Raw genomic sequence first — 26628 nt, 5'->3', positions numbered from 1 at the left:
GCGCCCGGCCTCAGGTGCGGAAACGGCCAACCAGTTCCGCCAGCGTCTTCGACAGCCCGGACAGCTGTTGACTGGCGAGCATGCTCTGCGAGGAATAAGTGGCCGCCTCGTTGGACAGGTCACGGATATCGGTGATGTTGCGCGCGATTTCCTCGGTAACGCTGCTCTGCTCCTCGCACGCGGTGGCGATCTGGGCGGCCATATCGTTGATGCGCTGCACCGACACGGAGGTTTCCGCCAGCACCTGATCGACGCCGGATGCCCGCTCGACACTGTCTCGCGCCTTGTCACTACCGATCTGCATGGCCTGTACGGCCTTATCGACGCCGCTCTGCAGGCGCTCGATGCGCGCCTGGATATCCTTGGTCGAAGCCTGCGTGCGCGCGGCCAGTGCCCTTACCTCGTCGGCCACCACGGCGAAACCGCGGCCCTGCTCACCGGCGCGCGCGGCCTCGATGGCGGCGTTGAGCGCGAGCAGATTGGTCTGCTCAGCGATGCCGCGAATCACTTCCAGCACCGCGCCGATGCTGGCGGTTTCCTCGGCAAGCGCACCGATGGTCTGCGATGCGCCTTCGACCTCCCCGGCCAGCTGGCGGATCGACTGGATGGTACTGCTGACCACCGACGCACCCTGGCGTGACTGGGTTTCCGCCGCACGCGCGGCGTCCGATGCGTTCTGCGCATTGAGCGCGACTTCGTGCACCGCTGCGCTCATCTCGGTCGCCGCGGTGGTCACCTGATCGACCGCGGCGTGTTCGCTGCTGATCAGCTGATCGTTGGTTTCAGCCATCGCCGCCATGCCACGCGCGGCGCTCTCGACCTCCGCGGTAACCCGTCCTACCTCGGCGATCAGCGGCTGCAGTTTGTCGAGAAAGCGGTTGAAGGCATTGCCGAGCTGGCCCAGCTCGTCAGCCGAATGCACCTCCAGGCGGGCGCGCAGGTCGCCATCGCCATCGGCGATCTGCTTCAGCCGATCAAGCAAACGGCGCATCGGGCGCAGCACCACCAGCGGCAGGCCGAGGATGAGCAGTGCACAACCGAGCAGACCGATAACCAGTACCGCAGCTTGCTGGCTCGATGTCGCCGCGCCCTCGGCGATCGCCGCCGCGCCCTCGGCCTCGGCGGCTGCGCCTTCGAGTTCGCCGAGTTTGTCGATGGCATCGCGCATGGCATCGAAGCGCACCTCGCTGTCACCGAAGCTCAGCGCGCTGGCGGCCTGAGGATCGAGATCGACCTGCTCGATGACCCGCTGCGATACCGCGGCCCATTGCTGAAAGCCGCCATTGAACTGCTCGACCAGCGCCAGTGCCTCGGCGCCCGGTTGCATGGCTGCGTACTTCTGCACACGGTCGTAGGCCTGCTTGAGGTTTTCCGCATGGCTGGCCTTGAGTGCCTGCACATGCTCGCCAGCATCGCTGTCGAGCAGGCTGCGCTCGGCGACGAAGGCCTGATACAGGTCGCGATCGGCATTGAGCAGCAGACCGATGGCCGGCAGATGGCGCGTGGCCAAGACCTCGCTGGAATCGGTGACGCGCTCGATGCCGCGCATCCCGAAAACGCCCATCAGCACCAGCAATAGGGCCAGCGCCGCAATGGGCAAGGTGATCTTCCAGCGGAATCCGAGATCGGTGAACAGACGGGGCATGGCGTCGCTCCTCGAGAGGCTTTCCTTGGCTATCGGCTACAACAACTGCGGCAACAGGTCACCGGTCGACAATTGCACAGCCGCGCGCGACTTCCGTTGCGCCACATCAAGAGGAATCGCCGCCTCACCCAGTACTTCCGGATGAAGACCATGGTTGCATGGCGATCTTCGATCCGGCGGCCGATAACGTGGCTGACGGTGACGGCGCCGAACGGGCATGCAGCTCGCGGCCGGGGTGCCGATAACAAAAAATGTAGCCTCTGATCGACGGCTGATCAGTGCGGGAGCGGCCGAGTTTCCCGCTTCCCTTCCTCAAGCGAGTAACGCCCATGATTTCGCTCTCCCGATTCAAGCCAGGCCACACGCAATCCAGCGGCACGGCGAGCCTGCTCTGCTCGGCTCACCAGCTTGCCCAGCAGCTCGCCACCCTGCGCTTCAACCCGACCTACATTGCCGGCTTCGTTTCGCCGCACGTGGATCTGGATGAGGTCGCCAGGCAGATAGCGCAGCGCTTTCCGCAGGCGACGATCAGCCTGTGTACCACCGCGGGCGAGCTGTCCAGCGAGGGCCAGCGGCTTTACTGTGCCACCGGCGCGCAGTGGGATCGGGTGGTGTTGCAGCTGTTCGACGCCAGCGTCATCGCCGCCGCCGAGATCGTCCGTGTGCCGCTGGAGTGCGAGGACATCCGCGGCGGGGGTCAGCGGCTGTCGATGGGCGAGCGCATCGCGCGCCTCACGGCGTCGATCAAGCGGGTGCAGGTGTCGATGAAGATCGATTACCGCGACACGCTGGCGAACATCTTCTTCGACGGCCTCTCCGCTTCGGAATCCTTCTTCATGGAGGCCCTGTACGAGTCCGGTCGTTTCCCCTGCCTGTTCGTCGGCGGCTCGGCCGGTGGCAAGCTGGATTTTCAGAAGACCCAGCTGCATGACGGCAAACGCAGCTACCAGAACCACGCGCTGATCGTCTTCCTCAAGTGCGCGCGGGACGTACGCTTCGGCGTGTTCAAGAGCCAGAACTTCGAGCCGACGCCACTCAGCCTGAACGTACTCAGCGCCTCCCTGGAGGACCGTTACATCAGCCAGGTGGTCGACTCACGCGGCAACATCCGCACGATGGTCCAGGCGCTGTGCGAGGCGCTCAAATGCGCGCCGCAGGAGCTGGAGCAGCGGCTCTCGGACTACTCCTTCGCCATTCGCGTCGGCGAGGAAGTGTTCGTCCGCTCGATCTCGCAGATCGACTTCGCCAACGAGCGCGTGCACCTGTTCTGCGACGTCGCCCCCGGCGAAGAGCTGATCATGGTCAAGCGCACCCCGCTGGCCGAGACCACCCGCCGCGACTATCAACAGTTCATGCGCAACAAGCCCGGCAAGCCGCTGGTGGGCATCCTCAACGACTGCATCCTGCGCCGACTGAACAACGAGCAGGCACTGGGCGGCATGGACCCAGTGTTCGATGACGTGCCGGTGGCCGGTTACTCGACCTTCGGCGAGATCCTCGGCCTCAACCTCAACCAGACCCTGACGGCGGTGTTCTTCTTCCGCACCAACGGCAAGGAAGAGTTCCACGACGAGTACACCGACAACTTCATCGCCTACCACGGCGAGTTCAAGGCATTCTTCCTGCGCCGGCAGATCAAGAAGCTGACCGGCCTGAGCCAGGTGGTGGTCAAGCAGATCGAGCAGTTCAAGCGCCAGGACTACAGCAGCGCGGTGGACATCAATGGCCTCGACGAACACATCCGCCCGGTGTTCCGCGGCCTGGCCGACCTTGGCCAGGTCCTGTCTCAGGCCGACCATGAGCGGCAGTCCATGTCCGAACAGCTGAGCCAGTGCGCCAACGAGCTGCACGGCTCGATGGACGACCTGACGCTGAACATCAACCAACAGGGCACCGTCATCGAACAGGCCGGCAGCTCGGTCAAGCAGATGGTCCACCAGGCCGACGAGGTGGTCAGCAGCGCCCGCGACCTGGCGCAGTCCAGTCAGCGCATCCAGTCGGTGGTGCAGACCATCCAGCAGATCGCCGGGCAGACCAACCTGCTGGCGCTCAATGCGGCGATCGAGGCGGCGCGCGCCGGCGACATGGGCCGCGGCTTTGCGGTGGTGGCGGACGAGGTGCGCAAGCTGGCCGAGATCACCGGCAAGAACGCCGAGGAAATCGGCACCGACATCGACCGCCTGGCCAGCGAGATTCGCGCGGTGGCGCAACACATCGAGACGCAATCGGCCGGTGTCGGCTCGCTGACCGGGCTGCTCGATGCACTGGAGAACTCGAGCAACCTCACCGCTGGCACCTCGCGCCAGACCAAGGGCGTCGCCGACCGGCTGATCGGCCTGACCGCGCGCTGAGGCTGTGCGCCGATGGCCAGGGTCTGTTGACGTTTTGTCGCGAGCCGCGAACGAAACGTCAACAGACCCTAACGCGTCAGGCGCGCGCGAACCTCGGCGTAGGGATAAGCCTCCAGCGAGGCGAAACCGGGGATCTGGCGCGCCTTGAGCTTGGTGAACACCGGTACGCTGATGCCGCAGAGAAAGCGCGTCAGGCACTCGGCGCTGGGCGCACCGCCCTTCAGCTGCGTATAACGCTGACTGAATTCGGCGCAGCGGGCGGCCAGGTCAATCTGTTCCAGCGGCGCCATTGCCGGCGGTTCCGGCAGTTTCGCAACCTGCCCGCGACAGACCGAGCAATGGCCACACCTTTGCGGCGTCTGCTGGTCCCCGAAATAGGCCGCCAACCGCTGGCTCAGGCATTCGCTGGACTCGAACAGCGCCAGCATGTTGTCGATGCGGGTGATCTCGCTTGCTTCGTGCTGCTTGAAGTATTCATGCAGTTCGATGCTCAAGCCCTCTGCGTCGAAGTCTGGATCGAGCAGCGCGTAGACGTCGGTCATCTGCTTGCTCTCCAGCTCGATCCAGCCTTTTTCCTGGAAGTACTCCAGGGCCTTTACCACCCGCCCACGGTCCGCACCGTGCTGCTGGTAGAGTGCATCGAAATCCAGCGTGCACCAGGTCCTTGCCCGCGCCGAGCTGTGCACGATGGCCTCGACGAACTGCCGCCGCTCACCTTCGAATTTCGCCACCAGCACCTCGGGTTCGAGCAGGTACTTGAAGCGGTATTCGGCGAAATAGGCGAAGCGTGGCGCGATGATGCCGCGCAGCTCCAGCTGCACCAGCAGGGTTTTCAGCGGCAGCTGGCGGATGTTGCTCTGGTCCGATAGCTGGTTGAGCATCAGCTCCCACTGTCCGCTGCCCTTTTGATCAGGAGCAGCCGCCTGCAGCAGCTCGTCGAGCACGCAGCGGATGCCCTCGCGCTCCGGTGTGTCGCCATAGACGAAATTCTGCAGCACGCTGAGGCTGTCCCGGTTGGCCAGCACCAGGCAGTCCGATGGCTTGCCATCGCGCCCTGCCCGACCGATTTCCTGACTGTAATTTTCCACCGACTTGGGCAGGTCGTAGTGCACCACGTTGCGGATGTCCGCCTTGTCGATGCCCATGCCGAAGGCGATGGTGGCGACGATGCAGTTCAGCTCGCCGGCCATGAAGCGGCGCTGGATCGACTCACGCAACTCATGGGCCATGCCGGCGTGGTAGGCGCTGGCCGGGAAGCCGCGCTGCGCCAGATGCTCGGCAACCTGCTCGGCCGTCTTCTGCTGGGTGACGTAGACGATGGTCGGCTGACCACTCTTGTCGGCCAGCCATTCCACAAGCCGGCGCTGCTTGTTAAAGCCGCTGACCGGTTCCACCAGCAGATTGAGATTGGGCCGGTAGAAGCCGGTAGTCACGACGTCGTCCGGCGCAATCGAGAATTTGGCCTGCATATCGGCAATCACCGGCGGTGTCGCCGTGGCGGTGAGCAGCAGCACCTGCGGGATATTGAATTGGCGCTGGTAGTCGGGAAGCTTGAGGTAATCCGGGCGGAAGTTGTGCCCCCACTCGGAAATGCAATGCGCCTCATCGACGACCAGCAACGAGATCGGCACTTGGCTGATGAAGTTACGGAAGCGTTCGTTCTTCAGCCGCTCCACCGAAATCATCAGGATCTTCAGTTCACCGGACTTGGCGCGGGCCATGGTTTCGCTCGCCTGCTCGCGGCTCTGTGCCGAATCGATGCTGGCCGCGGCAATGCCGTGCCGGTGCAGGAAAGCCAGCTGGTCCTGCATCAGCGCCAACAGCGGCGAGACGATCAAGGTGAGATGCGGCAATAGCAGCGCCGGCAGCTGATAACACAAGGACTTGCCCGACCCGGTGGGAAAGATAGCGGCCGCCGAGCGCCCGGCCACCACAGCGCGAATGGCCTGATCCTGGCCGGGACGAAAACCGTCGTAGCCGAAAGTCTGCCTGAGGGTCTGTTCGATCATGCTGAGTCACTCCTTTGACTGGAGGCCGGAGGGTAGCAAAAGGAGGGAGACGGTACTGCAAAGCGGCTGACATGTGCGGCCGGTCGTCGGAGCGTGGCCATCAGCCCAGCGCTGGCCCTGGGCGGGCCGGATGGGACTTTGAGGTGGGCAAAGTTGGCGGCCAGCGGGCCCAGGTGGAAGGACGCATTGCGCGCCCTTCGCCAGAAAACTCAAAAGCGGTCGCGAATCACCACCTCATCGAACGGCAACTTGCCGATCCGCGGCTTCGGCTCAGCAGCGCGCTTGCCCACCGCGACCATCAGCGCGATGACATGGTTGTCCGGCAGGTTGATCAGCTTGCCGACCGCTTCGAAATCGAAGCCATCCATCGGGCAGGAATCCAGGCCCTTGGCCCGTGCCGCGAGCATCAGCGTCTGCGCCATCAGGCCGCAACTGCGCATGGCTTCGTCACGCTGGACCTGCGGCTTGTCGCGGTAGTAGGCATCGATGGCGCCGGCCATAAAGTTCTGCACCTCGCCTGGCGCACCATCCCAGACCCGGCGGACATTCTTTTCCCAGCTGTCGACCTGCGCGCAGATCACCACCAGCATCGAGGCATCGGTCATCTGCGCCTGGTTCCAGCCCACCTCACGGATCTGCGCCCGCAGTTCAGGGTCGCTCACCTCGACGAAGCGCACGTGCTGCAGGTTGAAGGCAGAGGGTGCCAGCAGTGCCAGTTGCAGCAGCTCGTCCTTCTCCTCCCGGCTGAGCTGGAAGCTCGGGTCGTAGACTTTGACGGCGCGACGGGTGCGGATGGCTTCTACGGTATTCATGACGCTTCCTCGTGATCAACAGTGGCGCCATGCTAAGGGCACCGACCAATCGAATCCATGCGCCTTGACCGATAAGAATCATCGACGCCTTTGATCCGAATCACCACCCGGCACAAACGAAAAAGCCGCCCGAAGGCGGCTTTTCGAATCACGCAGCAGGCAGCTTAGAGCTGCGGGCCGGCGTTGCGGATGGCGTCGGAGACATCGAACTTCTTGAAGTTCTCGACGAACTTGGCTGCCAGTTCCTTTGCGGCCTGGTCGTAGGCGCTCTTGTCGGCCCAGGTGTTGCGCGGGTTCAGCAGCTGGGTATCGACGCCGGCGACGGCCTTCGGCACGTCCAGATTGATGATCGGCAGGTGCTCGGTCTCGGCACCGATCAGCGCGCCGCTCTGAATCGCCGCGATCACCGCACGGGTGGTCGGGATGTTGAAGCGCTTGCCGACGCCGTAGCCACCACCGGTCCAGCCGGTGTTGACCAGGTAGACCTTGGAGCCAAAGCCGTTGATACGCTTGATCAGCAACTCGGCGTACTCGCCAGCCGGACGCGGGAAGAACGGCGCGCCGAAGCAGGTGGAGAAGGTCGACTTGATGCCGCTGCCCGAACCCATTTCGGTGGAACCGACCAGCGCCGTGTAGCCGGACAGGAAGTGGTAGGCAGCCTGCTCGTTGTTCAAGATCGACACGGGCGGCAGTACGCCGGTCAGGTCGCAGGTCAGAAAGATCACCGCGTTCGGCTCACCGCCGAGGTTCTTCTCGGAGCGCTTCTCGACATGCTGCAGCGGGTACGCGGCGCGGCTGTTCTGGGTAAGGCTGGCGTCGGCGTAGTCGGGCAGACGGGTGCGCTCGTCGAGCACCACGTTCTCCAGCACGGCGCCGAACTTGATAGCCTTCCAGATCACCGGCTCGTTCTTCTCGGACAGGTCGATGCACTTGGCGTAGCAGCCACCCTCGATGTTGAACACGCGGCCAACGCCCCAGCCGTGCTCGTCATCGCCGATCAGGTAGCGGCTCTCGTCGGCCGACAGGGTGGTCTTGCCGGTGCCGGACAAACCGAAGAACAGGGTGGTGTCGCCGTCTTCGCCGATGTTGGCGGCACAGTGCATCGGCAGCACGTCGACGTCCGGCAGCAGGAAGTTCTGCACGGAGAACATGGCTTTCTTCATTTCACCGGCGTACTGCATGCCGGCGATCAGCACCTTCTTCTCGGCGAAGTTGATGATCACGCAGCCATCGGAATTGGTGCCGTCACGCTCGGGTACGCACTGGAAGAACGGTGCGTTGAGGATGCGCCACTCGCTCAGGCTGGCCTGGTTGAACTGTTCCGGGGTGATGAACAGGCAACGGCCGAACAGGTTGTGCCAGGCGGTCTCGGTGGTCATCTTGACCGGCAGGTAGTGCTCGGGATCGGCACCGACATGGACGTAGGAGACGAAGCTATCGCGCTCGGCGAGGTAGGCTTCGACGCGGTTCCACAGTGCTTCGAAGTTGCCGGCCGGGAACGGACGGTTGATCGGGCCCCAGGCGATCTTGTGCTGGGTGCTCGGCTCTTCGACGATGAAGCGGTCAGCCGGAGAACGACCCGTGCGGTGCCCGGTCTTCACCACCAGAGAGCCATTGGCGGACAGTTCGCCCTCTCCGCGCTTGACGGCTTCTTCAATCAGTTGAGCGGTGCTGATGTCGGTGTACACGGCGTTGGTGGCTTGCGTCATGAGTGTTCCCGTCGGCCTTGGGCCGATTCCTCCATGCTGTTGTAGTCCGCCGAGCGACGAACTACATCGAAAAAAGTGCGCGCGATTATGCCAGATAATGCACCGCGCTGGGTATGAGGCCGTGATGGCCAAATAGTTCACTGGCTGGCTGCAGGTCCATCCCTGCCTCATTCCTTAGCGTACTGACGCTCCGCGGATGGCCGCCGAGCGCCAGGCGCCTCAATGACGGGTGCCCGAGGGTGCGTCGCTGCCGCCACTGGCGAAAAGCTGGGCCACGTCCGCGGCATCATAGGTGTACTTCTCGTTGCAGAACTGGCAATCGATGCTCACCGCACCGCCCTGCTCGACCACGAGTTGCTGGGCGTCTTCCTCGCCCAGGCTGATCAGCGCACGGGCCGAGCGCTCCCGCGAGCAGCTGCAGCGAAAGCGGATCGGCAGCGCGTCGAACAGGCGCAGCTGCTCCTGATGGTAGAGCCGGTGCAACAGCGTCTCGGCATCCAGCCCGAGCAGTTCCTCGGCCGTCAGGGTGTCGGCCAGGGTGCGCAGGTGCTCCCAGCTGGCGTCACGCTCATCGGCATCCTTGATTCGATCGGCCGGCAGCTGCTGCAACAGCAGGCCGCAGGCCCGGCGGCTGTCGGCATTGAGCCAGAAGCGCGTCGGCAGCTGCTCGGACGCAGCGAAGTAGTTGGTCAGGCATTCCGCCAGGTTGACCCCGTCCAGGCCGACGATGCCCTGGTAGCGCTGGCCGTTCGCCGGGTCGACGGTGATCGCCAGCATGCCCTCGGGCATCAACTCGGCCAGCGTTGCGCCCGTCTCGATCTGCTCGGCGTGGTAGCGCGCGATGCCGCGCACCTCCCGGGCACTGGAGCACTCGACCATCAGCAGCGGGACGGCTCCGCTGGAACGCGCCTGGAGAATCAGCAGCCCGTCGAACTTGAGCGTGCCGACCAGCAGCGCGGCAGCGGCGAGCAGCTCGCCAAGCAGCTGGGCGACGGGCTCGGGGTAGGTGTGCTTGGCCAGCACGTGCTGGAAGCTCTCGTCCAGCGTGGCGATTTCGCCGCGAACGTCGGAATCGTCGAAGATAAAGCGCTGAGTTTGATCGGACATGCCGGGGCTCGCAGGAACGGCGGAGGAAGCCGGCGATTTTAGGCGCAAAGCCCGCCCGGACCAAGGGCGGCTGCCGGACGGCCTCGTGGGTGATGCAGCTCGCCAGCGTTGCGAAGATCAGTCCGGTTTGTAGTCGCGCAGGTACTGGATCTGCCGGCGCTGCTTCTTGCTCGGCCGCCCATCGGTCTGCAGCCCCAGCGCGCCGGCCTTGCGCTGCGCCGCCGCTTCCTCGCGCGCGGCCAGGCTTTGCGGCGTTTCCTCATAGAGTGTTTGCGCCTCGGGCGCTCCGCGGCGCACCGCCGACAAAGCGCGGACGACCACCGTGCGCTCGTCGAAACCGATGCGGATCAGCAGCTCGTCGCCCACCTTCGGTTCCTTGCTCGGCTTGCAACGCTCGCCACGACAGTGCACCTTGCCACCCTCGATGGCCGCCTTGGCCAGCGCACGGGTCTTGAAGAAGCGCGCAGCCCACAGCCACTTGTCCAGGCGCACCTTGTCGTCGTCTTTTTCGGCCATCGTCCAGCTCTATCCTCTACACGTCGTTCTAGGGTGTTACAGACGGATGCAGTTGTCATGCACCCCGACTAGAATGCCGGCAAATTCTTCGGACGCTCCCATTGAAGAGACTCGACCCCCATACCGTGATCGGTCTGCGTGAATGGATCGCCCTGCCGGATCTCGGCGTGGTGGGCCTGCGCGCGAAGGTCGATACCGGGGCCAGCACATCGGCGCTGCATGCTACCGAGATCAGCGAGTTCGAACGCGACGGTCAGCGCTGGGTCCGATTCACCGCCCACCTGGGCACGCTGGTACAGCGCCGCCACCGCTGCGAGGCACCGCTGGTCACGCGCAAGCTGATCAAGAGTTCCAACGGGCAGGTGCAGACGCGCTACGTGGTGCGAACATTGCTTGCACTCGGCAGTCATGTCTGGCCGGTGGAGTTCACCCTGACCTGCCGCAAGACCATGCGTTATCGCCTGCTGCTCGGTTCAAAGGCACTGGTCGAAGGGCAATGGCTGATCGATCCGTCGCGAACCTATATCCAAGACAAACCCCAGATCCTCACTTCCTCCGGTGCTCCATGAAAATCGCCGTGCTGTCGCGCAATCCGCGCCTGTATTCCACCCGACGCCTGGTCGAAGCCGGCCAGCAGCGGGGCCATGAGGTGGTGGTGATCGATACGCTACGCGCGTACATGAACATTGCCAGCCACAAGCCGCAGATCCATTACCGCGGCAAACCGCTGGACGGCTTCGACGCGGTGATCCCGCGCATCGGCGCCTCGGTGACCTTCTATGGCTGTGCGGTGCTGCGCCAGTTCGAGATGCAGGGCGTGTTCCCACTCAACGAGTCGGTCGCCATCGCCCGCTCGCGGGACAAGCTGCGTGCGCTACAACTGCTGTCACGCCGCGGCGTCGGGCTGCCGGTGACCGGCTTCGCCCACTCGCCGGACGACATTCCCGATCTGATCCAGATGGTCAACGGCGCACCGCTGGTGATCAAGGTACTGGAAGGCACCCAGGGCATCGGCGTGGTGCTCTGCGAAACCGAGAAGGCGGCCGAATCGGTGATTGAGGCCTTCATGGGGCTCAAGCAGGACATCATGGTGCAGGAGTACATCAAGGAAGCCGGCGGCGCCGACATCCGCTGCTTCGTGGTCGGCGACAAGGTCATCGCGGCGATGAAGCGCCAGGCCAAGCCCGGCGAGTTCCGCTCCAACCTGCACCGTGGCGGCTCCGCCAGCCTGATCAAGATCACCCCGGAAGAACGCATGACCGCCATCCGTGCGGCCAAGGTGATGGGTCTGAACGTCGCCGGCGTCGACATCCTGCGTTCAAACCATGGCCCGCTGGTGATGGAGGTCAACTCCTCGCCGGGCCTGGCCGGCATCGAAGAGACCACTGGCAAGGACGTCGCCGGGCTGATCATCCAGTACCTGGAGAAGAACGGCGGGCCGCACCTGACCCGCACCAAAGGCAAGGGCTGATTCCGCCTCGTGGCGAACCGGCTACTCGGCCGGTTTGCCCTGCACCGCATCGCGCGGCAGCAGCAATCCCAGCGGCAGGCTGACGCGCGCCTCCAAACCACCGCCCTCACGGTTGCGCAACTCGACGATGCCGCCGTGCTGCGAGGCGATGCGTTTGACGATCGCCAGACCCAGCCCGGCGCCCTGCCCGCCACGAGCGCGATCACCGCGGATGAACGGATTGAAGATGCATTCCAGCTCGGCGGGATCGATCCCCGGGCCGCGGTCGAGCACGCTCAGCACCACGTAGGGCGCGTGCTGGTCGCCCGACACATAAGCCGCCACCTCCACCCCGCCGCCGCCGTAGCGCAAGGCGTTCTCGATGAGGTTGACCAGCAGCCGCTTGACCGATACCCGACGCAGGGCGAACGGCGGCATCGGCTCGACGCACAGCCGCACGATCTCCTGCTGCTGGTTGTAGGGTGCCACCACTTCGCGGATCAGCTCACCGAGATCGGTGGTTTCCACCGGTTCATCACTGCCGTCGCGGACGAAGGCGAGGAACTGATCGAGGATCGCGTTCATGTCCTCGACATCACGAATCATGTCGTCGGTCAGCTCGTCATCGCTGCTCATCAGCTCCAGCGACAGGCGCAGGCGCGTCAATGGCGTGCGCAGATCGTGGGAAACCCCGGCCAGCATCAGTTCGCGCTCCCGGCCAGCCTGCTCGACGTCCTCGGCCATCTGATTGAAGGCGCGATACACCTCGGTCATCTCGCTCGGCGTATCGCTGATCGGCAGACGCACGCGCCGGCCCTTGCCGATCTGCCGCGCGGCGAAGACCAGCCGCTTGAGCGGCAGATTGAGCTGGCTGACGAAGATCCACGCCGCCCCGGTAGACAGCAGGCCGATACCGAGGAACCAGCCGAGCACGCTCCAGATGCGCTGGCCACGCAGCGGATAGGCGTACAGCGGCACCTGCACCCAGTCCGGCCCCAACGCAGGCGCGCGCACCCAGATCGCCGTGGACGGCTGGATACGCACGCGCACCTCGGTATCGTCGCCCAGCTCGTCGCGCATCTGGCGCTGGAAGATCTCGGTGTAGGGCCAGTGGTATTCGCTGCGCGGCACGTTCTGCTCGGCCACCAGTTGCAGGCCGGCGGCGCGACCGATACGGTCGCGGTCTTCGAGATCGGCGGCCCAGTAGGCACGCAGCGTCAGTGCCGCGCCGTGGCTGTACTGGCGGTCAACCAGCACGTCCTCGTTGGTCATCAGATAGACCAGCGTCAGGACCTTGGAGAACAGCACCACGATCAGCACCATCCACAGGGTGCGGGCGAAGAAGCTTTGCGGGAACCAGAGCGGAGTTTTCATGAAGTCCCGGCGACAGGCCCAGGACGGCAGGCCGCGAGCTTAACGCGCTCGCAGTCTGCAGCAGGCCGCAGCCAACTCACTTGTTGCCGTCCGGCACGAATACGTAACCCACACCCCAGACGGTCTGGATATAGCGCGGCTTGGACGGGTCCGGCTCGATCAGCCGGCGCAGGCGGGATATCTGCACGTCGATGGAGCGCTCCAGTGCATCCCACTCGCGCCCGCGGGCAAGGTTCATCAGCTTGTCGCGGGTCAGCGGCTCGCGTGCGTGCTGGACCAACGCCTTGAGCACGGCGAACTCACCGGTGGTGAGCATGTGCACTTCGTTGCCCTTCTTCAGCTCACGCGTGGCCAGCGACAGCTCGTACTCGCCGAAGGTGACGGTCTCGTCCTCGCTGGCCGGCGCGCCCGGAACCTGCGGCGCCTGCCGACGCAGCACCGCACGAATGCGCGCGAGCAGCTCACGGGGGTTGAAGGGCTTGGCCAGGTAGTCGTCGGCACCCTGCTCCAGGCCCTGGATGCGACTGGCCTCGTCGCCCTTGGCGGTGAGCATGATGATCGGGATCTGATTGTTGCCCTCGCGCAGCCGACGGCACGCAGACAGACCATCCTCTCCCGGCATCATCAGGTCGAGCACCACCAGCTGGAACAGCTCGCGGCTGAGCAAACGATCCATCTGCTCGGTGTTTTCCACGGTACGGACGCGGTAGCCCTGCTCGTCGAGAAAACGCTCGAGCAGACGTCGCAGACGGGCATCGTCATCGACGATGAGGATTTTTTCGCCTTCGCTGGCTGGCGCAGTGCTGCTCATGGAAACTCCCAGATGGTCGACGGCGCATTATTGCGCAGTGTGGATCGGCCCTACTGACAGCCATTGTTAGCAGATTTTTCGTCGAACGGCCGATTCCCGCGGCATTCGACCCAGACCGGCGACCGCTCACCGGCAATCGGTTGAGGCCGGCCGTCGCAGTTCCCCTATAATCGCCGGCTTTCGCGCAGGCCCGGCCTGCATGGTTTGACTGACCCAGGTAGGTTCATGGACAGCATCAATTCCCGTATCGCCAACGAGCTGGGCGTGCGCCCGCAACAGGTCGCCACCGCCGTGGCGCTGCTCGACGAAGGCTCCACCGTTCCCTTCATCGCCCGCTACCGCAAGGAAGTCACCGGCAGCCTCGACGATACCCAGCTGCGCAACCTGGAAGAGCGCCTGCGTTACCTGCGCGAGCTGGACGAGCGCCGCGTCTCGATCCTCGCCAGCATCGAGGAACAGGGCAAGCTGACCCCCGAACTCAAGCGCGAGATCGACCTCGCCGACACCAAGACCCGCCTCGAAGACCTCTACCTGCCCTATAAGCAGAAGCGCCGCAGCAAGGGTCAGATCGCCCTCGAAGCCGGCCTTGGCGAGCTGGCCGATGCGCTGTTCGGCAACCCGGACCTTACGCCAGAGCAGGAAGCCGCGCGCTTCGTCGACGCCGAGAAGGGCTTCGCCGATGTGAAAGCCGTCCTTGAAGGCGCCAAGTACATCCTCATGGAGCGCTTCGCCGAAGATGCCGACCTGCTGGCCAAGCTGCGCGACTTCCTCAAGCACAACGCCACCCTCAGCGCTCGTGTGGTGCCGGGCAAGGAGAACGAGGGCGCCAAGTTCAGCGACTACTTCGAGCATGACGAAGTGCTGAAGAACACCCCTTCGCACCGCGCGCTGGCGATCTTCCGCGGGCGCAACGAAGGCATCCTCAGCGTCAGCCTCAAGGTCGGCGATGAGACACCGGGCAGCATGCACCCCGGCGAAGGCATGATCGGCGAGCGCTTCGGCATCGCCAACCGCGGCCGCGCCGCCGACAAGTGGCTCGGCGAAGTGGTGCGCTGGACCTGGAAGGTTAAGCTCTACACCCACCTGGAAACCGACCTGCTCGGTGAGCTGCGCGACAAGGCCGAGGACGAAGCCATCTCGGTGTTCGCGCGCAACCTGCACGACCTGCTGCTCTCCGCCCCGGCTGGCCCGCGTGCGACCCTGGCGCTGGACCCGGGCCTGCGCACCGGTTGCAAGGTCGCGGTGGTCGACGCCACCGGCAAGCTGCTGGAAACCGCCACCGTCTACCCGCACGCACCGCGCAACGACTGGGACGGCACCCTGGCGATTCTCGCCAAGCTGTGCGCCAAGCACGCCGTCGACCTGATCGCCATCGGCAACGGCACCGCCAGCCGCGAGTCGGACAAGCTGGCCGGCGAGCTGATCAAGAAAGTGCCCGGCCTCAAGCTCACCAAGATCATGGTCAGCGAAGCCGGCGCCTCGGTGTATTCGGCCTCGGAACTGGCGGCCAAGGAATTCCCGGACCTGGACGTCTCCCTGCGCGGCGCCGTGTCCATCGCCCGCCGCCTGCAGGACCCGCTGGCCGAGCTGGTGAAGATCGACCCGAAGTCCATCGGCGTCGGTCAGTACCAGCACGACGTGTCCCAGCTCAAGCTGGCGCGTTCGCTGGACGCGGTGGTCGAGGACTGCGTGAACGCCGTCGGCGTCGACGTGAATACCGCCTCCGCCGCCCTGCTGGCGCGCATCTCCGGCCTCAACTCGACGCTGGCACAGAACATCGTGCAGTTCCGTGATGCCAATGGTGCGTTCAAGTCCCGCAGCGAGCTGAAGAAGGTGCCGCGCCTGGGCGACAAGACCTTCGAACAGGCCGCCGGCTTCCTCCGCGTGATGAACGGCGACAACCCGCTGGACGCCTCCGCCGTGCACCCGGAAACCTATCCGCTGGTCAAACGCATCGCCGCCGATACCAACCGCGACATCCGCTCGCTGATCGGCGACTCGGCGTTTCTCAAGCGCCTGGACCCCAAGCAGTTCACCGACGAGACCTTTGGCTTGCCGACTGTCACCGACATCCTCAGCGAACTGGACAAGCCCGGCCGCGATCCGCGCCCGGAGTTCAAGACCGCAGAGTTCCAGGAAGGTGTCGAGAAGCTCAGCGACCTGGAGCCGGGCATGGTGCTCGAGGGCGTGGTGACCAACGTGACCAACTTCGGCGCCTTCGTCGACATCGGCGTGCATCAGGACGGCCTGGTGCACATCAGCGCGCTGTCGGAGAAGTTCGTCAAGGACCCGTACGAAGTGGTCAAGGCCGGTGACATCGTCAAGGTCAAGGTCATGGAAGTGGACATCCCGCGCCAGCGCGTCGGCCTGTCCATGCGCATGAGCGATACGCCCGGCGCCAAGACCGACGGCCCGCGTGGCGGCGCCGGCAAGCCACGCGGCAACGCGCCGCGCAGCGAGCGCCATGCCAAGGAAGAAAAGCCGGCACCGGCCAATGCCGCCATGGCCGCGCTGTTCGCCAACGCCAAGCAGCTGAGGAAGTAGGCATGAGCATTCAAGTCGAGGCGGTGGGCAGCTCCAGCGCCTTCGGCCGCCTGCTCGGCCTGGAGATTCACCAGGTCGGCAACGGCGAGGCGGTGCTCGGCCTGAGCATGCACGACGGCCTGCGCAACCTGCACGGCAAGCTGCACGGCGGCGCGCTGTTCTCGCTGATCGACACCGCCATGGGCCAGGCCAGCCACAGCCTGGGCGACGGCTCGCCGAACAGCGTCACACTGGAGTGCAAGGTCAACTACATCCGTCCGGTGACCGATGGCGAGCTGCGTTGCCGCGCCTGGGTGGTGCACGGCGGCCGGCGGACCCAGGTGCTGGAAGCCGAGGTGCATCAGGGCGACAAGCTGATCGCCAAGGCCCAGGCGACCTTCGCCTGCCTCTAGTGGCCTGTTTAGCAAGTTCGGTTGGTCAATTTCGGCGCCAATGGCCCCGATACTGCGTTGCTGCTCCTTGCCATAACCCGCTATGACTCGTCGCAGCGCCTTGTCTCGGAGTCATGTTCATCCGAACTTGTCTCAACCAACTCACCGCACAGGCCACCAGCCGTCCGCGGAGTTAGCATGCGTCGACAGCGATCGAAGCAACGCTGCCTCTTGTGAAGCGGCGTTTCCATCCCCATATTGGGCCGACTGTCGCGTGAAGGAATCCACAAGTTGAGCGCTCTTCTCACCCACCGCCTGGCATTGCTGGCCGAGCCGTCCCACCTGCCGCTGCTCAGTCAATGCCTGCACGGGATCGAACGCGAATGCCTGCGCGTCGACGCTCGCGGTCAGCTGGCGATGACCCCGCACCCCGTTGCATTGGGTTCGGCGTTGACTCACCCGCAGATCACCACGGATTATTCCGAGGCGCTGCTGGAGTTCATCACCGGCACCGACAGCGACCCGCAGAACACTCTCGCCGAGCTCGAAGCGATCCACCGCTTCACCTATGCCAAGCTGGGCGACGAATTCCTCTGGAGCCCGTCGATGCCCTGCCCGCTACCGAGCGAGGCGGACATCCCGATCGCCGAATACGGCAGCTCCAACATCGGCCGGCTCAAGCACGTCTATCGCCAGGGCCTGGCCCTGCGCTACGGCAAGACCATGCAGTGCATCGCCGGCATCCACTACAACTTCTCGCTGCCCGAGGCGCTGTGGCCGGTACTGCAGGCCGAAGATGGCGATACCCGCTCGGCCCAGGACTACCGCTCGACGCGCTATATCAGCGTGATCCGCAACTTCCGTCGCTACAGCTGGCTGCTGATGTACCTGTTCGGTGCCTCACCGGCGCTGGACGCCGGCTTCCTGCGCGGACGTCAGCATCAGCTCGAGACGCTCGACGCTGACACCCTGTACCTGCCGTACGCCACCAGCCTGCGCATGAGCGATCTGGGCTACCAGAACAATGCCCAGGCCGGGTTGACGCCCTGCTACGACGACCTGGCGAGCTACACCGAGAGCCTGTTCCGCGCCGTCTCCACGCCGTATGCCCCCTATGAGGCGATGGGCATCAAGGATGCCGCCGGCAACTGGCAGCAGCTCAACACCAACGTGCTGCAGATCGAAAACGAGTACTACTCGAACATTCGCCCGAAACGCGTCACCGCCACCGGCGAACGACCGTTGCAGGCGCTGCGCGCGCGCGGCATCCAGTACATCGAAGTGCGCTGCCTGGACATCAACCCCTTCCTGCCGCTGGGGATCGACCTCAACGAAGCGCGCTTCCTCGACGCCTTCCTGCTGTTCTGTGCGCTGGACGACAGCCCCTGCCTGGCCGACGGCGAATGCAGCGCGGCCACCGACAACTTCCTCAGGGTGGTCAAGGAAGGCCGGCGTCCGGGACTCGAGCTGCAGCGTTGTGGCGAGAACGTCATGCTCAGTGACTGGGCCAACCAGTTGCTCGACGAGATCGGCCAGGTTGCCGTCCTCCTCGACCGCAGCCATGCTGACTCCCGGCACGCCGAGGCGCTCGCCGAGCAGCGCGCCAAGGTCGCCGACAGCAGCCTGACGCCGTCCGCCCGCGTACTTGACGAGCTGCGCCGCAGCGGTGAGAGCTTCAGCCAGTTCGCCATGCGCCAGACCCTGGCCCACGCCGACTACTTCCGCAGCCAGGCACCGAGTGCAAGCGAGCTGGATCAGTTCGAATCCGCCGCGCGTCAGTCGCTGGAGCGCCAGGCGGAGATGGAAGCGACGGACGAGCTGGATTTCGACAGCTTCGTCGTCGAGTACCAGCGCGGTCTTAGTTTTTAAGCAAACGGCGGGCGCAACGCCCGCCGGCACACTTCAGAGCGGTTTCTCGAAGATCTTCGAATTACGCTGGAAGTTGTACAACGAAGCCCGCGCGGCCGGCAGACGGTCGACGCTGATCGGCTCGAAGCCGCGCTCCTGGAACCAGTGCGCAGTGCGTGTGGTGAGCACGATCAGCTTCTTCAGCCCCAGCGCCCGGGCACGCTCCTCGATGCGTTCGAGCAGCTCATCGCCGCGACCGCCGTGGCGGTATTCCGGATTGACCGCCAGGCAGGCAAGCTCGCCGGCATCCGAGTCGGCAATCGGATAAAGCGCCGCACAGGCGATGATCAGGCCGTCACGCTCGACGATGCTGAACTGCTCGACCTCGCGCTCCAGCACCTCGCGCGAGCGCCGCACCAGAATGCCCTGCTCCTCCAGCGGCGTGATCAGATCGATCAACCCGCCCACATCCTCGATGGTTGCCTCGCGCAGCTGCTCGAACTGCTCCTGGGTTACCAGCGTGCCGCCGCCATCGCGGGTGAACAGCTCGTTGAGCAACGCACCGTCGTCGGCGTAGCTGACCACATGACTGCGCCGCACGCCGCCGCGACAGGCCTGCGCGGCGGCGTCGAGCAGCTCGGCCTGGTACTGGCTACCGAGGCGTTCGACATAGGCCGGAATCTGCTGCGGACGCAGCTCGCGCACCAGCTTGCCGCTTTCGTCGAGCAAGCCCGGCTCGGCGCCGTAGAGCACCAGCTTGTCGGCCTGCAGATCGATGGCCGCGCGCGTGGCGACATCTTCGCAGGCCAGGTTGAAGATCTCGCCAGTCGGCGAATAACCCAGCGGCGACAGCAACACGATGGTGCGTTCGTCCAGCAGCCGGCCGATGCCCTTGCGATCGATACGGCGCACTTCGCCGGTGTGATGCAGATCGACGCCATCGAGCACGCCGATCGGCCGCGCGGTGACGAAGTTGCCACCGGCCACACGCAGTCGCGCGCCCTGCATCGGCGACGCCGCCATATCCATCGACAGCCGTGCCTCGAGGGCGATGCGCAACTGGCCAACCGCGTCGATCACGCACTCCATGGTCGGCGCGTCGGTGACGCGCAGATCGCGGTGGAAGCGTGGCTCGATGCCTCGCGCGGCCAGGCGCGCCTCGATCTGCGGACGCGAGCCGAATACCAGCACCAGGCGTACACCGAGGCTGTGCAGCAGCACCAGGTCGTGGACGATGTTGGCGAAGTTGGCATGCTCCAGGCCATCGCCAGGCAGCATGACGACGAAGGTGCGGTCACGGTGCGAATTGATGTAGGGCGAGGAGTCGCGAAGCCAGGTGACGTAGTCGTGCATGTAAAAGCCTTCGTGGCGGTTCTGTTCGTCTGTATTGGAGTCAGTTCGCGGCGGTCTGCGGCTGCAGGCAGTAGTGCTCGATCATCCGACGCAGCAGGTGCACGGTCGGTTCGATGCGCTCGAGCTGCAGGTATTCGTCGGGCTGGTGCGCGCAGGCGATGTCGCCGGGCCCCAGCACCAGCGTTTCGCAGCCGAGCTGCTGAAGATAAGGCGCTTCGGTGGCAAACGCCACCGCCTCGGCCTGGTGCCCAGTGAGGCGCTCGGCCAGCCGTACCAGCTCGCTTTCCGCCGCCTGCTCGAAGGCTGGCACCGCGGGGAACAGCGGCGCCAGGTCGATTTTCACCTGGTGCTGCTCGGCCAGCGGCTGCAGGCGCTGGCGGATGATCGTCCGCAGCTGCTGCGGGTCCATGCCCGGCAGCGGGCGTAGATCGAACTCCAGCGAACATTGCCCGCAGATGCGGTTGGGGTTGTCGCCGCCATGGATGCAGCCGAAGTTGAGCGTCGGCTTGGGCACGTCGAACAGCGGGTTGTCGTATTCGCCCTGCCACTGGCGGCGCAGCGTCATCATCTCGCCAATCACGCCGTGCATGGCTTCCAGGGCGCTATGACCATAGGCCGGGTTCGACGAATGCCCGCTCTGCCCGAGGATGTCGATGCGCTCCATCATGATGCCCTTGTGCAGGCGTACCGGGCGCAGGCCGGTGGGCTCGCCGATCACCGCAGCACGCCCGAGCGGGCGACCGGCTTCGGCCAGGGCACGGGCGCCGGACATCGAACTCTCTTCATCGCAGGTGGCGAGAATCAGCAATGGGCGGCGGAACGACTGCTCCAGCAGCGGCCGAACCGCCTCGATGATCAGCGCGAAGAAGCCTTTCATGTCGCAGCTGCCGAGGCCGTACCAGCGGTCATCGGCCTCGCGCAGCTTCAGTGGATCGGACTGCCACAGCGCGGCATCGAACGGCACGGTATCGCTGTGCCCGGCCAGCACCAGCCCGCCGGGACCACTGCCATAGCTGGCGAGCAGGTTGAATTTCCCCGGCGCGACTTCCGGCGTTTCGCAGGTGAATCCCAGCTCACCGAGCCAGGCCGCGAGCAACTCGATCACGGGACGATTGCTCTGATCCCAGCCCGGCTGCGTACAGCTGACCGAGGGTGCCGCGAGGAGCGCAGCGAACTGCTCCTTGAATGATGGAATGGGCACCGGCTACCTCCGTGATGCAATCGGAACGAGCCTGCAGTGAAGCATGAAACGCGTCACGACGGGACCCGCAAACGAAAACGCCCCGCCGAGGCGGGGCGCAAACATCGTTCACTGCCTTAGAGGAAGATGAACTTGAGCACGGTGAAGAAGACGATCGCCAGGAACGCACCGGCCGGCAGGGTGATCAGCCAGGACATGAAGATCGAGCCCACGACACCCAGGTTCAGCGCACCGATACCGCGCGCGATACCGATCCCGAGAACCGCTCCGACCAGCGTGTGAGTCGTGGAGACCGGCAGGCCGATGGCCGATGCGCCGACCACGGTTGTCGCGGTCGCCAGTTCGGCGGCAAAACCGCGGCTTGGCGTCAGCTCGGTGATTTCCTTGCCGATGGTGGCGATCACCTTGTAGCCGTAGGTGGCCAGACCAATGACGATACCGATCGCACCGAGCAGCAACACCCAGCCCGGCACGGCGGACTTGGCCGCGATGTCGGCGGCGCCGCCGGATTCGATCACACCGACGATGGCGGCCAGCGGACCAACCGCGTTGGCGACATCGTTGGCGCCGTGAGCGAAGGCCATCGAGCAGGCGGTGAAGATCATCAGCACGGCGAACACCTTCTCCACGCTGGCGAAGTGGAAGGTCTTGTCGGCTTCGACGTCGACCTTGATCCGCGAGAGCAGCGCGATACCAGCGAGCATCACCAGCAGGCCGATGCCGAAGGCCAGCAGGATGCCCTGGCCGCTGCTGAGGGTCAGACCGACATGCTTGAGGCCCTTGGTGACCGTCATCAGCGCGACCATGAAGCCGGTCAGGAACATGTACAGCGGTACGAAGCGCTTGGCGTTCTCGAACGGATGATCGGTATTGATGATCAGCTTCTGCACGCTCATGAATAGGCCGAAGGCGACGATGCCGGACAGCATCGGGGTGACCACCCAGCTGGCGACGATCGGGCCGATGGCGTCCCAATGCACCGCATCGGTGGACACACCCACCGCGGCGAAGCCAATCACCGCGCCGATAATCGAATGCGTGGTGGAAACCGGCCAGCCTTTCATCGTCGCGATCATCAGCCAGGTGCCGGCGGCCAATAGCGCCGACATCATCCCCAGCACCATCAGGTCAGGGGAAATCACCTCCGCGTCGACGATGCCGTTCTTGATCGTCTCGGTGACTTCGCCGCCGGCCAGATAGGCACCGCAGAACTCGAAGATCATGGCCACGATGATGGCCTGCTTGATGGTCAGCGCCCGAGAACCGACCGAAGTACCCATGGCATTGGCCACGTCGTTGGCGCCCACGCCCCAGGCCATGAAGAAACCGAATGCGCAGGCAAGGATCAGGAGTACGAAGCCGTAATCCGCAATAAGAGACATAAGGAATTACCTGTTGAACCCAGAAAGGATGCTGGCGCCTCAGCGCGCCAGCAGTTGTTCCAGACGGTTGCCGACGCGCTCTGCGCGGTCGGCTACATCACCGATCCATTCGATGATCTTGTAGAGAAAGATCACGTCGACTGCTGGCAAATCCTTTTCCAGATGGAACAGCGCACGGCGAACCGTGATCTGCATGCGGTCGGTTTCCCGCTCGATTTCCTCGAGCTCTTCGACCATCTTCTCGACGAGGGTGGCTTCGCGGCCGCTGAAGCCGGTTTCCAGCAGCGAATCCAGTTCCTTCAGCGCTTTCAGCGCCTGGGCGCTGGCATCCACGGTGCGTTGCACGTAGGCGAGCATCTGCGGCTGCAGTGCCTGCGGGATGGTCATGCAGCGACCCAGCATCAGGCCGGCGATGTCCTTGGCGCGGTTGGCGATCTTGTCCTGTACACTCAGCAGGTCCAGCAGATCGGAGCGCGGCACCGGCAGGAACAGGCTCTTGGGCAGGTGCTGGCGAACGCTCTTCTTGAGCTTGTCGGCTTCGTTTTCCAGCTGCGACATCTGCTGCTGAATCTGCTCGACCTTCTCCCAGTCTTCGGCCATGACCGCCTGGAATAGCGGCACCAGGTTCGCTGCACATTCGTGCGACTTGGCCATATGCTGTTGCATCGGGCCGATTGGCGAACGTCCGAACAAGCTGACGAAAGGATTGACTGGCATAGGGTATGGCCCCGGCTTGAAAGAGGCGGCAAGTATACGGACAGGCCATCACGCCTGCTACCGTGCGTCATCAGGCTGCAACATCCACACATCATAGGCACCCAGTCGGCACCATGCAGAAAGAAACCGAAATCAAGCTACGCGCCAGCCGCGAAACCCTGCTCGCCCTGCGCGATCATCCGCTGCTGAAGAAGCGCAACAAGAGTGGCTGGTCGCGCCATGAGCTGTTCAACCAGTATTACGACACCGCCGAGCGCGACCTCGCCCAGGCCCGCGTCGCGTTGCGCTTGCGTCGCGATGGCGAGCAGTTCATCCAGACCCTGAAGAGCCGCGGTCAAAGTGTCGCAGGCCTTTCCGAGCGCAACGAATGGGACTGGTATCTGGACAAGGCCAAGCTCGATATCAAGAAGCTCGGCGACGACTGCTGGCCGGCCAGCCTCGCCGAACTGGACAAGAAGACCCTGAAACCGATCTTCACCACCGATTTCGTTCGCGAGAAGGCCGAGATCGCCTGGGGCCGTGGCAAGACCAAGGTGATCATCGAGGCCGCGCTGGACCTGGGCCAGGTCAAGGCCGGCAAACAGTCCGAGGAAATCTGCGAGCTGGAGCTCGAGCTGCGCCAGGGCGATCCGGAAGCGCTGCTGGAATTGGCGGCCGAGCTGGCCGCCAACCTGCCGCTGATGCCCTGCGACATCAGCAAGGCCGAGCGCGGCTATCGCCTGCATGACGCCGATGGCTACAACCTGCAGCTGCCGGCGCCGGAGCTCGACCCCACGATGCCGCTGGATAACGCGGTGGTAGCGCTCGGCTGGCAGTTGCTCGGCAACAGTCAGCGCCTGGCCGAGCAGTACCGCTTCAATGGTCGCTGGAAGCTGCTCGGCGAGTGGTTGCAGCAGCTGATCGAACTGCGCGCCCTCCTCGGCAGCCTCGGCCAGGCCGCACCGCGCGCCAGCAGTCGTGACTTGCGCGAGCTGCTCGATGCGCTGATCCAGGACTGGCGCCCGCGTGTCGAGGCTGGTCAGGACGATGAAGGCGTACGCAAGGCCGCACCAGTGCAGTTCGCCGAGGAACTGGGCCAGACCCGCTGGGGCCTGCTGTCGCTGAAAGCCTCGCTGTGGCTGCTGCAGCGCAGCTGGACAGAAGGCCGCAATGCGCGCGGCGATCGCCAGGGCGCTGCCGAGTTGGGCAAGTGGCTGCTGCATCTGTTGGCGGAAGAAGCCAAGGCCCTGCAACTGCCGCGCTACCAGCAGCAACCCGAAGACCTCGCCGAACAGAGCCCGCGCATGGAGCGCCTGCTGGTCTGGCTGCATCTGGCCCGCAGCGTGCTGGAGCTACCCGAAGTCGATCGACTGTACGGCGAGCTGGCCAAGCTGCATGAGCTGGCTCGCCAGCCCATCGACGAGCAAGCGCTGGAAATGCGCGTCGAGCAGGCGCACCTGGTCTGGACGCTCAAGGCCTGGAAGCAACTGGGGAAATAGCGGCCCAAGACGGCGCAAGCTGCTCAAAGTTGAACCCCGGCGGCAGACAACGCCGGGGCTTTAGCGGCAAGCTTGGCTTTTCCCGCCGCTGCGTCGAAGGAATCCCATGTCCGTGCTGAACTCGCCCTCCCAGGACCGCCCTCTCGATCTCGCCGATCTGTTGCGCGAGCTGGTCGCCCAGGGGCGGGTCGCGCAGGACAGCGCCGAACAATGCCTGACGGTCCGCCGCAGCGCGGTGGCCAATCAGCAGCATCCGCTGGAATTTCTCGCCGCGCAGCAGCTTGATGATCTGCAGCGGCCGGGCAAGAAGCTCGATCTGGAAACACTGACCGTCTGGCTGGCGGAACGCGCCGGCCAGCCGTATCTGCGCATCGATCCGCTGAAGATCGACGTCGCCGCCGTCACCCCACTGATGTCCTACGCCTTCGCCCAGCGCCACAGCATCCTCGCAGTGGCGGTGGACAGCAGCGCCGTCACCATCGCCAGCAGCCAGCCCTTCGTGCACGGCTGGGAAGCCAACCTGACCCACGTGCTCAAGCGCCCGATCAAGCGCGTGGTGGCCAACCCGAGCGACATTCAGCGCTTCACCGTCGAGTTCTACCGCCTGGCCAAGTCGGTCAGCGGCGCCAGTGGCACCGATCAGAAAATCAGCGGCGTCGGCAATTTCGAGCAGCTGCTCAACCTCGGCGCCAGCGATCAGGAACCGGACGCCAACGACTCGCACATCGTCAACATCGTCGACTGGCTGTTCCAGTACGCCTTCCAGCAACGCGCCAGCGATATCCACATCGAACCTCGCCGCGAGCAGGGCACCGTGCGCTTTCGCATCGATGGCGTGCTGCACAACGTCTACCAGTTTCCACCGCAGGTGACGATGGCGGTGGTCAGCCGACTAAAGTCCCTCGGCCGGATGAACGTCGCCGAGAAGCGCAAACCGCAGGATGGCAGGGTCAAGACCAAGACGCCGGAAGGCGGCGAAGTCGAGCTGCGCCTGTCGACGCTGCCCACTGCGTTCGGCGAGAAGATGGTGATGCGTATCTTCGACCCCGAAGTGCTGCTCAAGGGCTTTGACCAGCTGGGCTTTTCCGCTGACGACCTGCGCCGCTGGCAGAGTATGACCGGCCAGCCCAACGGCATCATCCTCGTCACCGGGCCGACCGGCTCGGGCAAGACCACCACGCTCTACACCACGCTCAAGCAGCTGGCGACGCCCGAGGTGAACGTCTGCACCATCGAGGACCCGATCGAGATGATCGAGGGAGCCTTCAACCAGATGCAGGTGCAGCACAACATCGACCTGACCTTCGCCAGCGGCGTGCGCGCGCTGATGCGTCAGGACCCGGACATCATCATGGTCGGCGAGATCCGCGACCTGGAAACCGCCGAGATGGCCATCCAGGCCGCACTGACCGGCCACCTGGTGCTCTCCACCCTGCACACCAACGACGCGCCCAGCGCGATCACCCGCCTGCTGGAACTGGGCGTGCCGCACTACCTGCTCAAAGCCACACTGCTCGGCGTCATGGCCCAGCGTCTGGTGCGCACGCTGTGCCCGCACTGCAAGGCGCCGATGCAGCTGGATGCAGACGACTGGAGCGCATTGACCAAACCCTGGAACGCCCCGCTGCCGACCACCGCGCAACGGGCGGTAGGCTGCCTGGAATGCCGCGACACCGGTTTCCGCGGTCGCGCCGGGGTCTACGAGATCATGCTGCTGAACGACGCGATCAAGCCGCTGATCACCGCCGACACCGACATCGTCGCCCTGCGCCGCCAGGCCTTCAAGGACGGCATGCGCAGCCTGCGCCTCTCAGGCGCCCAAAAGATCGCCGCCGGCCTGACCACCGTGGAAGAAGTGCTGCGGGTGACGCCGCAGAGCGAGCAGAAATAGCCGGAGGCGCGAGGCGTTTGTAGGGTGGATGTCGCTTTTTACATCCACCACAACTCCGT

The 26628-nt window shown here is 64.7% G+C and carries 20 protein-coding genes; 8 read left to right on the top strand and 12 right to left on the bottom strand.

The features are described from left to right. Positions 1–10: 10 nt before the first annotated feature. A complete protein-coding gene (locus tag F753_RS47255; RefSeq protein WP_023447053.1) occupies positions 11–1645 on the bottom strand; it encodes a methyl-accepting chemotaxis protein in 1635 nt (544 codons plus the stop codon). A gap of 329 nt (positions 1646–1974) precedes the next feature. On the opposite strand from F753_RS47255, the gene F753_RS47250 reads away from it, so the two are divergent. Then, positions 1975–3996, top strand: coding sequence for an FIST N-terminal domain-containing protein (locus tag F753_RS47250; protein ID WP_023447052.1), 2022 nt, complete (start codon positions 1975–1977; stop codon positions 3994–3996). A gap of 68 nt (positions 3997–4064) precedes the next feature. Here the strand turns inward: F753_RS47250 and F753_RS47245 are convergent, their stop codons facing one another. From F753_RS47245 to F753_RS47225, 5 genes are all read right to left on the bottom strand, one after another. Next, positions 4065–6005, bottom strand: coding sequence for a RecQ family ATP-dependent DNA helicase (locus F753_RS47245; protein WP_023447051.1), 1941 nt, complete (start codon positions 6003–6005; stop codon positions 4065–4067). A gap of 209 nt (positions 6006–6214) precedes the next feature. After that, positions 6215–6817, bottom strand: coding sequence for a nitroreductase family protein (locus F753_RS47240; RefSeq protein ID WP_023447050.1), 603 nt, complete (start codon positions 6815–6817; stop codon positions 6215–6217). Between the two features lie 164 nt (positions 6818–6981). After that, positions 6982–8526: a phosphoenolpyruvate carboxykinase gene (locus F753_RS47235; RefSeq protein WP_023447049.1), complete on the bottom strand. Its 1545-nt coding sequence runs from the start codon at positions 8524–8526 to the stop codon at positions 6982–6984. Positions 8527–8745: 219 nt separating this feature from the next. Continuing rightward, entirely contained in the window at positions 8746–9633 is an 888-nt protein-coding gene (hslO, locus tag F753_RS47230; protein WP_023447048.1) for an Hsp33 family molecular chaperone HslO, read from the bottom strand. A 117-nt stretch (positions 9634–9750) separates the two neighbouring features. Next, complete coding sequence (locus F753_RS47225) at positions 9751–10149, bottom strand: RNA-binding S4 domain-containing protein (RefSeq protein ID WP_014821963.1); 399 nt, start codon at positions 10147–10149, stop codon at positions 9751–9753. A 101-nt stretch (positions 10150–10250) separates the two neighbouring features. On the opposite strand from F753_RS47225, the gene rimB reads away from it, so the two are divergent. Both rimB and rimK read left to right on the top strand, forming a co-directional pair. Then, positions 10251–10718: a retropepsin-like aspartic endopeptidase RimB gene (gene rimB, locus F753_RS47220; protein ID WP_031298444.1), complete on the top strand. Its 468-nt coding sequence runs from the start codon at positions 10251–10253 to the stop codon at positions 10716–10718. Next, positions 10715–11620, top strand: coding sequence for a 30S ribosomal protein S6--L-glutamate ligase (gene rimK, locus F753_RS47215; RefSeq protein WP_023447046.1), 906 nt, complete (start codon positions 10715–10717; stop codon positions 11618–11620). The genes rimB and rimK overlap by 4 nt, the downstream gene beginning before the upstream one ends. 21 nt (positions 11621–11641) lie before the next feature. Here the strand turns inward: rimK and F753_RS47210 are convergent, their stop codons facing one another. Together F753_RS47210 and ompR are read right to left on the bottom strand one after the other, a co-directional pair. Then, complete coding sequence (locus F753_RS47210) at positions 11642–12973, bottom strand: ATP-binding protein (protein ID WP_023447045.1); 1332 nt, start codon at positions 12971–12973, stop codon at positions 11642–11644. A gap of 76 nt (positions 12974–13049) precedes the next feature. Beyond that, positions 13050–13784, bottom strand: a complete 735-nt coding sequence (ompR, locus tag F753_RS47205; protein WP_014821967.1) for an osmolarity response regulator transcription factor OmpR — start codon at positions 13782–13784, stop codon at positions 13050–13052. Between the two features lie 225 nt (positions 13785–14009). On the opposite strand from ompR, the gene F753_RS47200 reads away from it, so the two are divergent. From F753_RS47200 to gshA, 3 genes are all read left to right on the top strand, one after another. Next, positions 14010–16328, top strand: a complete 2319-nt coding sequence (locus F753_RS47200) for a Tex family protein (protein ID WP_023447044.1) — start codon at positions 14010–14012, stop codon at positions 16326–16328. A 2-nt stretch (positions 16329–16330) separates the two neighbouring features. After that, on the top strand, positions 16331–16720 hold the full coding sequence (locus tag F753_RS47195) for a PaaI family thioesterase (RefSeq protein WP_013981434.1): 390 nt from the start codon (positions 16331–16333) through the stop codon (positions 16718–16720). 270 nt (positions 16721–16990) lie between these two features. Continuing rightward, a complete protein-coding gene (gshA, locus tag F753_RS47190; RefSeq protein ID WP_023447043.1) occupies positions 16991–18568 on the top strand; it encodes a glutamate--cysteine ligase in 1578 nt (525 codons plus the stop codon). Between the two features lie 33 nt (positions 18569–18601). Here gshA and argA read toward each other — a convergent pair whose 3' ends face one another. From argA to F753_RS47170, 4 genes are all read right to left on the bottom strand, one after another. After that, positions 18602–19900 (bottom strand): amino-acid N-acetyltransferase, encoded by a 1299-nt coding sequence (argA, locus tag F753_RS47185; protein ID WP_023447042.1) that lies wholly within the window; start codon positions 19898–19900, stop codon positions 18602–18604. Between the two features lie 40 nt (positions 19901–19940). Then, a complete protein-coding gene (gene argE, locus F753_RS47180) occupies positions 19941–21101 on the bottom strand; it encodes an acetylornithine deacetylase (protein WP_023447041.1) in 1161 nt (386 codons plus the stop codon). A gap of 116 nt (positions 21102–21217) precedes the next feature. After that, the gene (locus F753_RS47175; RefSeq protein WP_023447040.1) at positions 21218–22483 is read right to left on the bottom strand and encodes an inorganic phosphate transporter; all 1266 of its coding nucleotides are present in this window, start codon (positions 22481–22483) and stop codon (positions 21218–21220) included. A gap of 39 nt (positions 22484–22522) precedes the next feature. Continuing rightward, positions 22523–23200 (bottom strand): TIGR00153 family protein, encoded by a 678-nt coding sequence (locus F753_RS47170; protein ID WP_031298440.1) that lies wholly within the window; start codon positions 23198–23200, stop codon positions 22523–22525. A 113-nt stretch (positions 23201–23313) separates the two neighbouring features. On the opposite strand from F753_RS47170, the gene F753_RS47165 reads away from it, so the two are divergent. Next, complete coding sequence (locus F753_RS47165) at positions 23314–24678, top strand: CYTH domain-containing protein (protein WP_023447038.1); 1365 nt, start codon at positions 23314–23316, stop codon at positions 24676–24678. 106 nt (positions 24679–24784) lie between these two features. Further along, on the top strand, positions 24785–26569 hold the full coding sequence (gene tfpB, locus F753_RS47160) for a type IV pilus assembly ATPase TfpB (RefSeq protein ID WP_023447037.1): 1785 nt from the start codon (positions 24785–24787) through the stop codon (positions 26567–26569). Positions 26570–26628 lie beyond the last annotated feature (59 nt).

This window comes from Stutzerimonas chloritidismutans AW-1 (assembly GCF_000495915.1).
GTDB lineage: Bacteria > Pseudomonadota > Gammaproteobacteria > Pseudomonadales > Pseudomonadaceae > Stutzerimonas > Stutzerimonas chloritidismutans.
This window is presented reverse-complemented; position numbering and strand designations above follow the sequence as displayed.